This window comes from Stenotrophomonas sp. CCNWLW57 (assembly GCF_037203925.1).
Lineage (GTDB): Bacteria > Pseudomonadota > Gammaproteobacteria > Xanthomonadales > Xanthomonadaceae > Stenotrophomonas > Stenotrophomonas rhizophila_A.
This window is the reverse complement of the sequence record NZ_JBBCBJ010000001.1, coordinates 977,292-992,037: the sequence shown is the minus strand read 5'-3', so window position 1 is coordinate 992,037 and position 14,746 is coordinate 977,292. Positions and strand designations below refer to the sequence as shown.

Genomic DNA, 14,746 nt, shown 5'->3' with positions numbered 1-14,746 from the left:
CTATATTCCGGCCATGGACCACCCCAGCACCGACACTGCCGCCCTACAGGCCATTCTGCATACCCTGCGCCACGCCTGGCAGGCCAACCGCCCGTCGCTGGAACAGCGCCGCAGCGACCTGCAGCGCCTGCGCGCTGCGTTGAAGACACGCCTGCCGCAGATGGCCGAGGCCATCGCAGCCGATTTCGGCCACCGCTCCACCCATGAGTCGCTGATCGCCGACGGCATGACCGTGCTCAATGAGATCGACCACCTGCTGGCGCACCTGCGCGGGTGGATGCGCCCGCGCCGGGTCGGGGTGGGCTGGCGGTTCTGGCCGGCGCGGGCGCAGGTGCGGCCGGTACCGCTGGGCGTGGTCGGGGTGATCTCGCCCTGGAACTACCCGGTGAACCTGGCGCTGATTCCGCTGGCCACTGCCATCGCGGCAGGCAATCACGTCGTCCTGAAACCCTCCGAGCACACCCCGCGCACCAGCGCCTTCCTGCACGACCTGCTGGCCGACGTGTTCCCGGCCGAGCGCGTAGCGGTAGTACAGGGCGACGCCGCGCTGGCCTCGGCGCTGGCCGGCTCGCCGCTGGACCACCTGGTGTTCACCGGCTCCACGGCGGTGGGCCGCAAGGTCATGGCCGCCGCCGCGCAGCACCTGACCCCGCTCACCCTGGAACTGGGCGGCAAGTCACCGGCCATCGTGTGCAGCGACTACCCGCTGGACAAGGCCGCCGCGCGGCTGGCTACCGGCAAGTGGTTCAATGCCGGCCAGACCTGCATCGCGCCGGACTATGTGCTGGTCGACAGCCGCCGCCAGCGCGAGCTGGTGCAGCAGCTGCAGACCCAGGTGCGCGCGCGCTACGGTGACTTCAGCAATACCGACGATTACACCCGCATCATCAATGAAGGCCAGTACCAGCGCCTGCTCGGCTACCTGGCCCAGGCGCGCGAACGCGGCGTGCCGGTGATCGAACTGGCCAGCATCGATCCCGAGCGCACGCGCCGCGAGCGGCTGATCGTGCCCACCATCGTGCTCGACCCGCCGGCCGACCTGGACCTGATGCAGGAGGAAATCTTCGGCCCGATCCTGCCCGTGTGCGCCTATCCCGACCTGGATGCCGCCCTGGAATCAGTGCAGGGCCGCGACCGGCCGCTGGCGCTGTACGTTTTCAGCGAACAGCGGCCCGTGGTGGAGCGCGTGCTCGGCCAGATCGTGGCCGGCGGCGTCACCGTCAACGACACCCTGCTGCATTTCGCCATCAACGGCCTGCCGTTCGGCGGCGTCGGCCCCAGCGGGATGGGCGCCTACCACGGGCGTGCCGGGTTCGATGCGATGAGCAAGCAGCTGCCGATCCTGTGGCAGTCGCGGTGGGCGGCGAGCGATATGCTTAAACCGCCGTATTCACGCATTGCCGGCCTGCTCAGGGTGATTCTGCGCTGATGGAGGTACCGACCAACGGTCGGTACCTACCCGAGGGGCAGCACCGCTCCGCATGCGTCGCGGCCGAGGCTCGCGGTCGACCGGTAGGTACCGACCGTTGGTCGGTACGGAACCGCCGACCCGCTACAATGCGCCCATGAAAATCGCCTCCTGGAACGTCAATTCGCTCAACGTGCGCCTGCCGCACCTGGAACAGTGGCTCACCGCGTTCGCGCCGGACGTGGTCGGCATCCAGGAAACCAAGATGGAGGACCACAAGTTCCCCGACGCGGTGCTGGCCGGGCTGGGCTACCGCAGCGTGTTCGCCGGGCAGAAGACCTACAACGGCGTGGCGCTGCTGTCGCGCGAGCCGGCGCAGGACGTGCAGATCGGCATTCCAGGCTTCGAGGACGAGCAGAAGCGGGTGATCGCCGGCACCGTCAACGGGGTGCGCATCATCAACCTGTACGTGGTCAACGGCCAGGACGTGGACACCGACAAGTACGCCTACAAGCTGCGCTGGCTGGAAGCGGTGCACGCCTGGGTGGCCTCGGAACTGCAGAAATACCCGGAGCTGGTGGTGATGGGCGACTTCAACATCGCCCCGGACGCGCGCGATGTGCACGACCCGCTGGTCTGGAACGAGAACCACATCCTGACCTCGACCGCCGAACGCGGCGCGCTCAACAAGCTGCTGCAGCTGGGGCTGCACGATGCCTTCCGGCTGCACAGCGAAGAAGAGGGCGTGTTCAGCTGGTGGGATTACCGCGCCGCCGGGTTCCGCCGCAACCTGGGCCTGCGCATCGACCTGACCCTGGTGTCGGATGCCCTCAAGGCGCGTGCGCTGGCTTCGGGCATCGACCGCGAGCCGCGCACCTGGGACCGGCCGAGCGACCACGCCCCGGCGTGGGTGCAGCTGGGCTGAAACGCACAAGGCCCGGCGGGTGCCGGGCCTTGCTGGAAAGGCGTAACGACCAACGGTCGTTACCTGCCCTGTGGGGTTATCGAACGCTGCGGCGGGTGAAGAGATTCACGATCGCCAGCAGGATCACGGCCCCGATCAGCGAGAACAGGAACGTGCGGATGGTGATCGCTTCGTTGATGCCACCGCCGAACAGGAAGCCGGCGATCAGCGCGCCGACGATGCCGACCACGATGTTGAGGATGATGCCCTGCTGCGCGTCGCGGCGCATGATGATGCTGGCAAGCCAGCCCACGATGCCACCGACGATCAACCAGATGATGATGCCCATGTTGTCCACTCCAGAGTTTGTGTGCCGATGAGACGGAGCCAGTTGACGGCAGCCCCCGTGAAGTCGTCGTGCAGCCGCATTGGCGGGGTGTTCGCATGAGCCTGCCGGCGACCCTGGACGGGCCCTGGCGGTTCGGCCCGGTCACCGTCTGGCGCCTGCCGCACGTGCCCGGTACCCGTGGCGAGCCGCAGGCGCGGGTGTTGCTGGCTGAGCAGCTGGGGGGCAGCCCCGAAGACCTGCCGCTGCAGCGCGATCCGCGCGGCCGCCCGGAGCTGCACGGCCCGCTGGCGCATATCGGCACCGGCTGGAGTCACAGCCATGGCCTGCTGCTGGTGGGGCTGGGCGAGGGCGTGCGGCTGGGCGTGGATCTGGAGCCGCTGCGCCCACGGCCGCGCATGGCCGAAATCATCGAGCGCTTCTTCCACCCGACCGAAGTGGCATGGCTGCTCGGGCTGGACGAAGACGCCCGCACCCATTGGTTCTTCCGGGTCTGGTGCGCCAAGGAGGCCATCCTCAAGGCGCAGGGGCAGGGCATCTCGTTCGGCCTGCACCGCCTGCAGCTGGCGCCCGCCGCCGACGGCGCCCTGCACCTGGCCTGGTGCGACCCGGAACTCGGCCCCGCCCAGCGCTGGCACCTGCACGAATGGCAGGCCGCGGACGATTTCCGCGCCGCACTGGCCTGGCACGCGCTCTGAGCGCACCGAATCCGCGCAGTCAGCAGGTCCGCAGCCTGCGATAATGGGCGCATGACCGAACACACACTCCCGGCCGGCGTGGCCGATGCGCTTGAGCGCGGCCTGGCTGCCATGGGCCTGGATGCCACCCTGGCGCCGCCCCTGCTGACCTACCTGGCCCTGCTGGACCGCTGGAACCGCACCTACAACCTCACCGCCATCCGCGACCCGATGGAGATGGTGACCCGCCACCTGCTCGATTCGCTGGCGATGCAGCCTTACCTGGAGCAGGGCACCCTGGCCGACCTGGGCACCGGCCCAGGGCTCCCCGGCATTCCGCTGGCCATCGCCCGCCCGCAGCTGCAGGTGACCCTGGTGGAAAGCAACGGCAAGAAGGCCCGCTTCATGCGCGAAGCGGTGCGCCAGCTGGGCCTGACCAATGCCCGCGTGGCCGAATCCCGTGCTGAAGCGCTGGCAGAGCCGGGCGCCTATGACAACCTCACCGCCCGCGCCATGGACACCCTGGCCGGCATCATCGCCGTCGGCGGCCACCTGCTGCGCCCCGGCGGACGCCTGCTGGCCATGAAGGGCGTCCACCCGCATGACGAGATCGCCCAGCTGCCGGCCGGCTGGCGGGTTGAGCAGGTGCTGCCACTGCATGTTCCGGGCCTGACCGGCGAGCGCCATCTGGTGGTGGTGGCCGGTCCGTGAGACACGACACGCCCCATGCCCGCATAATGCCCAGTCCCACCCCCTGCCGATGAGGCTCACCCGCATGGCCCGCATCATCGCCATCGCCAACCAGAAAGGTGGCGTCGGCAAGACCACGACTGCCGTCAATCTGGCCGCCGCCCTGGCTGCTGCGCCCAAGCGCGTGCTGCTGGTCGACCTCGATTCCCAGGGCAATGCGACCATGGGCAGCGGCGTGGACAAGCGCGAAGTTGCCGCCTCCACCTGCGACCTGCTGCTGGGCGAAAGCACCGCGGCCGAAGTCCGGGTGACCACCCCGGAAGGCTTCGACCTGCTGCCGGGCAACATCGACCTGACCGCCGCCGAGATCCAGCTGATGGACCAGGGCGAACGCGAACAGCGGCTCAAGCGCGCGCTGGCCCCGATCCAGGACGAGTACGACTTCATCCTGATCGACTGCCCGCCGGCGCTGTCGCTGCTGACCCTCAACGCGTTGGCCGCCGCCGATTCGGTGATCGTGCCGATGCAGTGCGAGTACTACGCGCTGGAAGGCCTGAGCGCGCTGGTGGAAACCATCGATGCGCTGCGCGCCAACCTCAATCCCAGCCTGGAGATCGAGGGCGTGCTGCGCACCATGTTCGATGTGCGCAACAACCTCGCCAATGCCGTGTCGGCCGAACTGACCGACCACTTCGGCGACCGCGTGTTCCGCACCATCGTGCCGCGCAACGTGCGCCTGGCCGAGGCGCCCAGCCACGGGCAGAGCATCGTCGGCTACGACCGCGCCTCGCGCGGCGGCGTCGCCTACCTCGGCCTGGCCGGCGAGATCATCCGCCGCCACCACCAACGCAACACGGCCGGCAAGGCCATGGAGACCGCCTGATGAGCACCAAGCCCGCCCCCGGCAAGAAACGCGGCCTCGGCCGTGGCCTCGATGCGCTGCTGGGGCCCAAGGGCGCGGTGACACAGGTGCAGGCCGCGGCCGTGATCGAACCGCTGCCGGGTGAAGTGCTGCGCAAGCTGCCGGTCAAGCACCTGCAGCCGGGCAAGTACCAGCCGCGCCGCGACATGGACGAAACCAAGCTCGCCGAGCTGGCCGATTCCATCAAGGCGCAGGGCGTGATCCAGCCCATCCTGGTCCGCCAGCTGGGCCCGGACAGCTTCGAGATCGTGGCCGGCGAACGCCGCTGGCGCGCGTCGCAGCTGGCCGGCCTGGACGAAGTGCCGGTGGTGGTGCGCGAGCTGGAAGACCGCACCGTCATCGCGATGGCGCTGATCGAGAACATCCAGCGCGAAGACCTCAACCCGCTCGAAGAAGCCGAAGCGCTGCAGCGGCTCATCAGCGAGTTCGCGCTGACCCACGCCGAAGCCGCCCAGGCCGTCGGTCGCTCGCGCGCGGCGGTGTCCAACCTGCTGCGCCTGCTGGAGCTGCCGGTGGCGATCCGCCTGCTGCTGGAAACCCGCCGGCTGGAAATGGGCCATGCCCGCGCGCTGCTGACCCTGGCGCCGGAACTGGCCAGCAAGCTGGCCCAGGAAGCAGCCGACCAGGGCTGGTCGGTGCGTGAGGTCGAACACCGTGCGCAGCAGTTCGCTGCCGGCAAGGTGCCTGCCTCGCTGCGCCGCAAGCCGAGCGCGGCCGCCCCGCAGGCCGACATCGCTTCGCTGGAAACCGAGCTGTCCGAATCGCTGGGCGCCCGCGTGGCGATCAACCACGGCCGTGGCGGCAAGGGCAAGTTGATCATCCATTACACCGACCTGGACACGCTGGACGGCGTGCTCGAGAAGCTCCGCGTACGCAAGGGCTGAGTCCCCCACCACGCAAGAGGAACCCACTCACCTGATGAACCCCACCAAGGTCGATCGCAACAATCTGTTGCGCCTGACCGACCTGCCAAATGTCGGGCCGGCCTGTGAGAAGGATCTTCGTCTGATCGGGATCCGTGTCCCCGCGCACGTGCGCGGCCGCGATGCCTACGACATGTACGCGCAGCTGTGCATGCGCACCGGGGTGCTGCACGACCCGTGCGTGATCGATGTGTTCCTGTCCATCGTGCGCTTCATGCAGGGCGAAGCCCCCCGTCCCTGGTGGGATTTCAGCAAGGAACGCAAGGCCACGCTGGCGCGCGAAGCGCCGCTGAGCCTGTAGTGACGTATCGGTAACGGCGCTATTCTGTCGCCTGGATTTTCCGGGACGACTGCCATGACCCTTCTTGTGACCGGCGCTGCAGGCTTCATCGGCGCCAATACCGTGCGTGCCCTGCTCGATGCCGGGCACACGGTGGTCGGCCTGGACAATTACAACGACTACTACGACCCGCAGATCAAGCGCGATCGCGTGGCGGCACTGTGCCCGGACGCCGATATCCGCGCGCTGGACCTGACCGACCGCGATGGCTTGGCCGCGCTGTTCGACGAGGTGCAGCCGACCCGGGTGATCCACCTGGCCGCGCAGGCCGGTGTGCGCTATTCGCTGGAAAACCCGTACGCCTACGTGGACAGCAACCTGACCGGGTTCGTCAACATCCTGGAACTGTGCCGCCATCGCGGCGTGGCCCACCTGGTGTATGCCTCCAGCAGCTCGGTCTACGGTGATTCGGCCACCCCGCCGTTCTCCGAAGACCAGCGCATCGACAAGCCGCGCTCGCTGTACGCGGCGACCAAGGCGGCCAACGAGTTGATGGCCTACACCTACGCGCAGTTGTATGGCCTGCACGCCACCGGCCTGCGCTTCTTCACCGTGTACGGCCCGTGGGGCCGCCCCGACATGGCGCCGCTGCTGTTCTCGCGCGCGGTGCTGGCCGGGCGCCCCATCGACGTGTTCAACGACGGCAGGATGCAGCGCGATTTCACACATGTTTCCGACATCGTGGCCGGTATCCTCGGCGCGCTGGCGCATCCGTCCAGCGAGGACGTACCGCACCGTGTCTTCAACCTGGGCAACCACACCCCGATCGAGCTGGAACACTTCATCGGGGTCATCGAGGCCGCCGCTGGACGCCCGGCACAGAAGGTCTACAAGCCGATGCAGCCCGGCGACATGGTCCGCACCATGGCCGACACCCGTCGTGCCCATGACGCTTTCGGCTATGAACCGGTCACCCCGATCGAGCGCGGCCTGCCGCCGGTGGTGGCCTGGTGCCGCGACTATTTCGGTGATCGCGCCTGACTCACATCGCCGGGTTCATCTTCGGATAACCTTGATCTCGGAAAATGCGCGGTCTTTTTCATTCCTGGCCTTTCGCAGAGCCCGATCATGAGCCAACCCCAGTTGTCGGTCGTCGTCCCGGTATTCAATGAACGCGACAACGTACAGCCCCTGATCGAAGAGATCACCGCGGCGCTGCGCGGCCAGGTGGACTTCGAGATCGTCTACGTCGACGATCACTCGCGCGACGACACCCTGGCCGTGCTGGAGTCGTTGAAGCCGGCCAACCCCGAATTGCGGGTCCTGCACCATGTCAGCCAGAGCGGGCAGAGCACCGCGGTGAAGAACGGGGTCAAGCACGCCCGCGCACCGTGGATCGCCACGCTGGATGGCGACGGCCAGAACGACCCGGCGGACATTCCGAAGCTGCTGGCCGCGCGGGCGTCCGCCGAGCCGCAGGTGAAGCTGTTCGCTGGCTGGCGCGTCAACCGCCAGGACAGCGGCAGCAAGCGCTGGGCCAGCAAGTGGGCCAACGCGATCCGCGCCCGCATGCTGCGTGACGACACCCCCGATACCGGCTGCGGCATCAAGCTGTTCGAGCGTGCCGCGTTCCTGGAGCTGCCGTACTTCGACCACATGCACCGCTACCTGCCCGCGCTGATGCAGCGGGCGGGCTGGAAGACGGTGAGCGTGCCGGTCAACCACCGCCACCGCACCGCCGGGGTGTCCAAGTACAACAACCTCGGCCGCGCGCTGGTCGGGATCCGCGACCTGCGCGGGGTGGCCTGGCTGATCACGCGCAGCAAGCGCACGGCCGTGGAAGAACGCTGATGGAACTGCACTGGCTCGACCAACCGCTGAGCTGGCTGTTCTGGACCGGGCTGCACGTGACCGGCTGGAAGCTGATCGGCTATACCGGCGCGCTGATGTTCGGCGGCCGCTGGCTGGTGCAGTTCGTCGCCTCGCGCCGGGCCGGCAAGCCGGTGATCCCGCGCCTGTTCTGGTACATGAGCGTGGTGGGCAGCCTGATGACGCTGAGCTACTTCCTGTTTTCGGCCAAGCAGGATTCGGTGGGGGTACTGCAGAACCTGTTTCCGGCGTTTACCGCGCTTTACAGCTTGAAGCTGGATATCCAGCACCGTGGGTGGAAGCGGGACAAGGCGGAACATTGAGGGCTGCGAACCTCGCTGGTATCGGCGCGTACCCGGCGTACACCCGGTACGGTCCGTACCCGGCGGATACCCGGCGCCTACCCGGTACGCCCCGTACCCGGCGGATACCCGGCGCCTACCCGATACCCGGTGCCCGCCCGGTAGCGCCGACTGTTAGTCGGCTGCTCTTCGCGGGAATCAGGAACAACATCAAGATCAAGAGCATCCGACTAACAGTCGGCGCTACCCGCGCCTTCGGCGCTCGGGTCTCGGCCTGCGGCCGATCCCCGGTCCTGCCCGCTTTGCGGGCAGGACCTTTGATCCATGCGCGCGCTGGATCGGGGTGCCATGATCGGGGTTTGCCGTCCCCCGGGAACCCCTGCTCGTGAAATCACCGCTCGTTGCTGCGTTGCTGCTCGCCCTGGCCCTTCCTGCCCATGCGGCACTGGCCGCACCCCCTGCGGCACCGGCGGTCGCGCCGGCCAGCCTGGCCACCGAATCGCCGGCCGACGCGGCGTTCCGCGCCATCTACGAGAAGGAATGGGCCTGGCGCCAGGCCGGTGGCGGCGAAGCCAGTGAAGACGGTGATGGCCCGGCCACGGCCACCCGCATGCCGGACGTGGGCGCGGCCGCGCAGCAGGCACGCCTTGCGGTGTGGGATGACGTGCTGGCCCAGCTCGGCAAGGTCGATACCAAGGCGCTCTCGCCCACCAACCAGGTCAACTACGCGATCTACCGCGACCAGGTGTTCAACCTGGCCGAAGAAGTGCGCCTGCGCGGCTACGAGATGCCGTTCAACTCGGATTCTTCGTTCTGGTCCAACCTTTCGTTCATGGCGCGTCGCGAGCTGAAGACCGCCGCGGACTACCGCAACTACATCGCCCGGCTCAACGACGTACCCCGCTACTTTGACCAGCAGACCGACAACATGCGCGCCGGCCTGAAGCGCGGCTTCAGCGTGCCGCGCGCGGTGCTCGATGGCCGTGAAGTCTCGATCGCCACCGTGGCCGAGCTGAAGGACCCGACCCAGTCGCCGCTGTATGCGCCGTTCAAGAAACTGCCGGCCAGCATTCCCGCCGCCGAACAGGCCGAGCTGCAGGCGCAGGCCCGCCAGGCCATCAGCGCCAGCGTGGTGCCGGCCTTCGTCAAGCTGCGCACCTTCTTCGTCGGCGAGTACGTGCCGCAGGCGCGCACCACCCTGGCCGCCGAAGCGCTGCCCGATGGCAAGGCGTACTACCAGCAGCAGATCCACGAATACACCACGCTGGACCTCACCCCGCAGCAGATCCACGAGATCGGCCTGAAGGAAGTGGCGCGCATCCAGAAGGAAATGAACGACGTCATCAAGGAGGTGAAGTTCAAGGGCAGCTTCGCCGACTTCCTGGCTTTCCTGCGCACCGACCCGCAGTTCTACGCCAAGACCCCTGACGAACTGCTGCACCGCGCCGCCTGGATCTCCAAGCGCGTGGACGGCGTGATCGGCAAGTACATGACCCTGCCGCGCGCACGCTTCACCATCGTGCCGGTGCCGCCGGATATCGCCCCGTTCTGGACCGCCGGCCGTGGCGGCATGGGCACTTACTGGGTCAACACCTACAACCTGCCAGCGCGCCCGCTGTACAACCTGCCGGCGCTGACCCTGCATGAGTCCGACCCGGGCCACGCTCTGCAGGGTGCGCTGGCGGCAGAGCAGGGCGAACAGCCCGAGTTCCGCCGCAACGCCTACATCTCCGCCTATGGCGAAGGCTGGGGCCTGTACAGCGAGAAGCTTGGCGTGGAAATGGGCATCTACGAAACCCCGTACGAGGATTTCGGCCGCCTGACCTATGAAATGTGGCGTGCCGCGCGCCTGGTGATCGATACCGGCGTGCACCACAAGGGCTGGACCCGCGAGAAGGCGCTGGCGTACCTGCGCGACCACACCGCGCTGAGCGAGCACGAAGTGACCACCGAAGTGGACCGCTACATCTCGTGGCCGGGCCAGGCACTCAGTTACAAGCTGGGTGAGATCGCGATCGTGCGCCTGCGCGGCGAGGCCGAAAAGGCGCTGGGCGACCGCTTCGACGTCAAGTCGTTCCATGACGCGGTACTCAGCCAGGGCTCGGTGCCGTTGCCGGTGCTGGATGCGCAGATCCGCGCGTACATCGACGCGCGCCGCGCGCCCTGATGTCGCAACTGGTCGGTGCCGATGTGCGCTCGCGCACGCATCGGCACACGGCCTGCGCCGCGATGACGAAACTGCATAGCGCGTCGCAGCGCTGCAGTAGCAGATGACTAGGCTGGTCAGGGCGCGCCCCCGGGCGCGCATTTCCCCCCAAGGAGCCTGACCATGCTGGATGCCCTGTCCGCACTGCACCACCGCCTGTTCTGCCACACCACCGCGAACAAGGCGGCCCATCGCCACGCGGAACCGACCCTGCTGAGCCTGCGCAACCTGCCTGACGGCCCGCGTCCACCGCCCACCCGTGCCTCCACGTCCGCGGGTGCAGCCGGCCCGGATCCTCTGCAGCGTTTCACGCTCGCCCCCGAGCACGGCCAGGCCCTGGCCGCGTTGCTGCAGCGGCACCGCAGGCTGCTCGACCCCGACTACACCATGCCGTTTGCAGCCCCCGAGCGCGCGGCGCTCGACAGCTTCTTCGCCAAACGCGCGCAGCTGGCGGAGGTCGCCCTCGACAGCCCGCCACCGGCGTGTACCGGTCGGCATGACCCGCCCGATCTCGCACCGGCACGCACGCAGGCGGACCTGCTGCGGCAGCTGCTCGGCAGCGCGAAAGGACTGGTGCTGGGCGAGGTTCCGTGCAGCCCGTCCAGCAGGCGCCTGCTGATCGATCACATGGCGTTGCTGCGCCACCTTGGGGTCGACACCCTGTACCTGGAGCACCTCCAGGGCGACCTCCACCAGGCCGACCTCGACCGCCTGCACCGCAGTGGCACGCTTTCCCCCGACCTGGCGCGCTTCCTGGCGGGGCAGCAGAGCGGCCACCTGACCCACGCGCCTTGCGGCGCGACCTTCCGCGATCTGGTCGACGCCGCCTTCAAGGTCGGCATGCGCGTCGTCGCGCTCGACCTGATGGCCAGCTACCACCTGCGGGGTGTCCACGACCACGCCGGAATCAGCGCGGCCGCCCTTCCGGACATCCGGGTCAAGCTCTTGAACCACGTCGCGGCCGCGCGGATCGCGCACGACCAGCGCAGGCAGGCCGGCAAGCCGGGACCGCAGCGCTGGGTGGCGCTGGTAGGCAACGCCCACGCCGGTACCTTCAACGACATTGTCGGCATCGCCGAGCGCCTGGGCGTGCCCAGCCTTCGCGTGGAAGAGACCAGCCCCGGTTGGAGCCAGCGGCTGCAGGCAGGCTGCGATCCTGGCCGGACCGTGCCGCCCGCCGTGCGCAGCAGCGGCGGCGAACTGCAGTGCGACTACCTGCTCAAGGTGCCGGCGGCTGACGGTCGCGCGCGGCCGGACACGCCCGCACCCTGCAGTGCGGCCGATGCGCTGCGGCTGCGCGCGCTGCGCCAGGCGCACCACGCGCCACCGCCGGCCCGTACGGCATGAACGCGCGCCGCCGCTGCGATTGTGTAACGGGGGCGGCCGTCGTTACCCTGCGGCCATGATGTCCCGCCTGCGCCACCGCCTGTCGCTGCCTGTCCGCCTGCTGATGCTGGCGGTGGTGCTGTTCGGCACGGCCGGTGGCGCGCTCGCGTCGGCACTGGGCGACCTGCATGCGCTGTCGCACGCCGGGGTCGCCGGTCTGTCGCATGCGGTGTCGCATGCCGAACCGGTCGACGTGGCCGCGGCCGCTTCAGAGGCTGACCATGCGGACGAGGATGACGGCGCGCGCCTGCTGCACGCGCTGGTCCATTGCGGACACTGCCATGGTCATGGCGGCGTGCTGCCGCTGGCGGCATCGGCCTGGTCGCTACCGGCCGCACCGGCGCACGCCGTGCCGGCCGGCCTGACCGCGCAGCTGCTCGCCCAGCCGCCTGAGAGCCTGCTGCGCCCCCCGATAGCGGTGTGATGCCACGCGGCGCCTTGCCGCGGCTTCACCTCTGAACCGCTTTCTGGAGATTCCCATGTGGATGCGTCTGGCAGCCGTTGCTGCCATTGCGTTCGTGCCGTGCGCGTCTGCGCAGGGCACCGCGCCTGTTACCCCCTTACCTGATTCCCCGCCACCGGCGGTATCGCCGTCGGCAGCGCCGCTGACTCTGGATGAGGCCATCGCCCGCGTGGCGCGCCAGCACCCGGACCTGCGCGTGATCGATGCCCAGCGCCCGATCCTGGAGGCCCGCCGCGCTGCGGCCGGGTTCGGTCCACCGTTGTCGGTCGGCGTCGAGCTGGAAAACGCGCTCGGCACCGGCAGCAGTCGCGGCTTCGATGCCGCCGAGCTGACCGTGACCCTGGCCGGCGTGCTTGAGCGCGGTGGCAAGCTGGATGCGCGCCGCGTGCTGGCCCAGGCCAACCTGGATGCCCTCGCACCGCAGCGCGAAACCGCGCGCTTGGACCTGTTGGCCGCCGTCGCGCAGCGCTACCTCGCCATTACCGAGGCGCGCGCGCGTCTTGCCATTGCCGAAACCGACATTGACCAGCGTCGGCGTGCGGTAGCGGCAGCGCGTCTACGGCTGCAGGCCGGCGCATCGCCCGAATCGGTGCTGATGACCGCGCAGGCGATGTTGGCGCAGGCGGAAGTGGATCGCGATCGCGCCATGCAGGCCGACCGCGCCGCGCGTCTCGCGCTGTCGGCGCTGTGGCGTGAGCGCGAGCCCGGCTTCGACGCGGTCAGCGGCGACCCGCTGCAGCTGCCCGCCCTGCAACCCTTCGATATCCTCGCCGACGAACTGCAGCGCACCTCGGAACTGGCCGTGCTGGCCGGCGAACGCCGCGTGCGCGAGGCCCAGCTGCAGCTGGCGCGCACCCAGGCACGGCCGGATATCAGCTGGCAGGTCGGCGTGCGCAACAGCCGCGACAGCCGCGATACCGCGCTGGTCGGCGGCTTCAGCCTGCCACTGGGGAGCATGCGCCGCGCCGGTCCGGAGATCCGCGCAGCCGAAGCCGAGCTCGCCCTCAACGGGGTGGAACGCGATGCGCGCGCGCTGCAGCTGTACACCACCCTGGCCGAAGCGCACGGACGCTATGAAACGTCGCGGCTGGAAGTCACCCGCATGGCGAGCGATGTACTGCCGCAGCTGCGGCGTGCCGAGAACGCCGCCGAAAAGGCCTGGCGTGCCGGTGCCATCAGCTACATGGAGTGGGCGCAGCTGCAGGCCATGCGCATCGAGGCGCGGCAGCGCCAGCTCGATGCCGCCATCGCCGCGCAGACCGCACTCATCGAACTGCAACGGCTGACCGGCCAAGGCCTGCTTGCCCATGCCAGCACCGCTCCCGCTACCGCGACCGTGTCCACGGAGGACCGCCGATGAACCTTTCGATCCCCCGCGCGGCGCGCATCGCCGCCCTCCTGCTGTGCCTGCTCGCAGTGGCCGGCTGTGCCAAGGAAGCGCCCACGGCACCGGCCAGCCCGGACGCCGGCCACGGCGAACCCCGCCACACCGAAGCGGGCGAGGACCACGACGACGCATCGGACAGCACCACCATCCCTGCTGCGATGGCCGAGCAGTCCGGTATCAAGGTCACCCCGGTCGCGGCCGGCACCATCGCCGACGAACACGACGTGCAGGGCCTGCTGACCCCGGTCGACGGCCGCGTGGCCCAGGTGATGGCCCGGTTCCCCGGCCCGATCCGCTCGTTGCGCGCCAACGTGGGCGACACCATCAAGACCGGCCAGGTACTGGCCAGCATCGAAAGCAACCTCAGCCTGACCACCTACACGGTCAGCGCTCCCATCAGCGGCGTGGTGCTGGCCCGCCAGGCGCAGGTCGGCGGGGTGGCGGGCGAGGGCACGCCGCTGTTCGAGATCGGCGACCTGTCCACGCTGTGGGTGGACCTGCACATCTTCGGCAACGACACCCAGCACATCACTGCCGGCGTACCGGTCACCGTGTCGCGGATGACCGACGGGGTCACCCAGGCCACCATGCTGGAACGCGTGCTGCCCGGCACCGCCACCGCCAGCCAGAGCACCGTGGCCCGCGCCACGCTGCGCAACGACGACGGCCTGTGGCGGCCGGGCGCGGCGGTGAAGGCGCGCATCGTGGTCGCCACCCGGCCCGCTTCGCAGGTGGTGCCGCTCAGCGCGCTGCAGACGATGGAAGGCAAGGACGTGGTGTTCGTACGCACCGGCGAGACCTACACCGCCCGTCCAGTGCGCCTCGGCGCGCGCGACGCCAACCAGGTGGAAGTGCTGGACGGCCTCACCCTCGGCGATGACGTCGTCACCGGGCAGAGCTACGTGGTGAAGGCCGACATCGGCAAGGCGGGAGCGTCGCATGAGCATTGAGCACGCAACCATCCCCGGGCGTGGAGGGCATCG

General features: G+C 69.0%; 16 protein-coding genes. 15 read left to right on the top strand and 1 reads right to left on the bottom strand.

Annotated elements, in window-relative coordinates; translation table 11 throughout:
- The first annotated feature begins 13 nt into the window (after nt 1–13).
- Complete coding sequence (locus V9K91_RS04395; RefSeq protein ID WP_336442768.1) at nt 14–1,429, top strand: coniferyl aldehyde dehydrogenase; 1,416 nt, start codon at nt 14–16, stop codon at nt 1,427–1,429.
- Between the two features lie 136 nt (nt 1,430–1,565).
- Nucleotides 1,566–2,333 carry an exodeoxyribonuclease III gene (xth, locus tag V9K91_RS04390; RefSeq protein ID WP_068847873.1) on the top strand — a complete coding sequence of 256 codons (768 nt, stop codon included), beginning with the start codon at nt 1,566–1,568 and terminating at the stop codon, nt 2,331–2,333.
- Nucleotides 2,334–2,409: 76 nt separating this feature from the next.
- Here the strand turns inward: xth and V9K91_RS04385 are convergent, their stop codons facing one another.
- Entirely contained in the window at nt 2,410–2,661 is a 252-nt protein-coding gene (locus tag V9K91_RS04385) for a GlsB/YeaQ/YmgE family stress response membrane protein (RefSeq protein ID WP_068854466.1), read from the bottom strand.
- 95 nt (nt 2,662–2,756) lie between these two features.
- On the opposite strand from V9K91_RS04385, the gene V9K91_RS04380 reads away from it, so the two are divergent.
- From V9K91_RS04380 to V9K91_RS04320, 13 genes are all read left to right on the top strand, one after another.
- A complete protein-coding gene (locus V9K91_RS04380) occupies nt 2,757–3,356 on the top strand; it encodes a 4'-phosphopantetheinyl transferase superfamily protein (RefSeq protein ID WP_336442767.1) in 600 nt (199 codons plus the stop codon).
- 51 nt (nt 3,357–3,407) lie between these two features.
- Nucleotides 3,408–4,046, top strand: coding sequence for a 16S rRNA (guanine(527)-N(7))-methyltransferase RsmG (gene rsmG / locus V9K91_RS04375; protein WP_068847869.1), 639 nt, complete (start codon nt 3,408–3,410; stop codon nt 4,044–4,046).
- A 64-nt stretch (nt 4,047–4,110) separates the two neighbouring features.
- Nucleotides 4,111–4,908 (top strand): ParA family protein, encoded by a 798-nt coding sequence (locus V9K91_RS04370; protein WP_068847867.1) that lies wholly within the window; start codon nt 4,111–4,113, stop codon nt 4,906–4,908.
- A complete protein-coding gene (locus V9K91_RS04365) occupies nt 4,908–5,831 on the top strand; it encodes a ParB/RepB/Spo0J family partition protein (protein WP_068847864.1) in 924 nt (307 codons plus the stop codon). Before V9K91_RS04370 ends, V9K91_RS04365 begins: the two co-directional genes overlap by 1 nt.
- A 34-nt stretch (nt 5,832–5,865) precedes the next feature.
- Nucleotides 5,866–6,171 carry a helix-hairpin-helix domain-containing protein gene (locus V9K91_RS04360; protein WP_210131369.1) on the top strand — a complete coding sequence of 102 codons (306 nt, stop codon included), beginning with the start codon at nt 5,866–5,868 and terminating at the stop codon, nt 6,169–6,171.
- A gap of 54 nt (nt 6,172–6,225) precedes the next feature.
- Nucleotides 6,226–7,191, top strand: coding sequence for an NAD-dependent epimerase/dehydratase family protein (locus V9K91_RS04355; protein ID WP_068847860.1), 966 nt, complete (start codon nt 6,226–6,228; stop codon nt 7,189–7,191).
- An 87-nt stretch (nt 7,192–7,278) separates the two neighbouring features.
- Nucleotides 7,279–8,001, top strand: a complete 723-nt coding sequence (locus V9K91_RS04350) for a glycosyltransferase family 2 protein (protein ID WP_095363278.1) — start codon at nt 7,279–7,281, stop codon at nt 7,999–8,001.
- Entirely contained in the window at nt 8,001–8,342 is a 342-nt protein-coding gene (locus V9K91_RS04345; protein WP_068847856.1) for a lipid-A-disaccharide synthase N-terminal domain-containing protein, read from the top strand. The genes V9K91_RS04350 and V9K91_RS04345 overlap by 1 nt, the downstream gene beginning before the upstream one ends.
- 364 nt (nt 8,343–8,706) lie before the next feature.
- Nucleotides 8,707–10,488 carry a DUF885 family protein gene (locus tag V9K91_RS04340; protein WP_210131368.1) on the top strand — a complete coding sequence of 594 codons (1,782 nt, stop codon included), beginning with the start codon at nt 8,707–8,709 and terminating at the stop codon, nt 10,486–10,488.
- Between the two features lie 162 nt (nt 10,489–10,650).
- Nucleotides 10,651–11,874 carry a hypothetical protein gene (locus tag V9K91_RS04335; RefSeq protein ID WP_336442766.1) on the top strand — a complete coding sequence of 408 codons (1,224 nt, stop codon included), beginning with the start codon at nt 10,651–10,653 and terminating at the stop codon, nt 11,872–11,874.
- Between the two features lie 58 nt (nt 11,875–11,932).
- Nucleotides 11,933–12,337 carry a DUF2946 family protein gene (locus V9K91_RS04330; RefSeq protein WP_141236217.1) on the top strand — a complete coding sequence of 135 codons (405 nt, stop codon included), beginning with the start codon at nt 11,933–11,935 and terminating at the stop codon, nt 12,335–12,337.
- A 55-nt stretch (nt 12,338–12,392) separates the two neighbouring features.
- Nucleotides 12,393–13,736 carry a TolC family protein gene (locus V9K91_RS04325; protein ID WP_336442765.1) on the top strand — a complete coding sequence of 448 codons (1,344 nt, stop codon included), beginning with the start codon at nt 12,393–12,395 and terminating at the stop codon, nt 13,734–13,736.
- Nucleotides 13,733–14,713 carry an efflux RND transporter periplasmic adaptor subunit gene (locus V9K91_RS04320; protein WP_336442764.1) on the top strand — a complete coding sequence of 327 codons (981 nt, stop codon included), beginning with the start codon at nt 13,733–13,735 and terminating at the stop codon, nt 14,711–14,713. The genes V9K91_RS04325 and V9K91_RS04320 overlap by 4 nt, the downstream gene beginning before the upstream one ends.
- Nucleotides 14,714–14,746 lie beyond the last annotated feature (33 nt).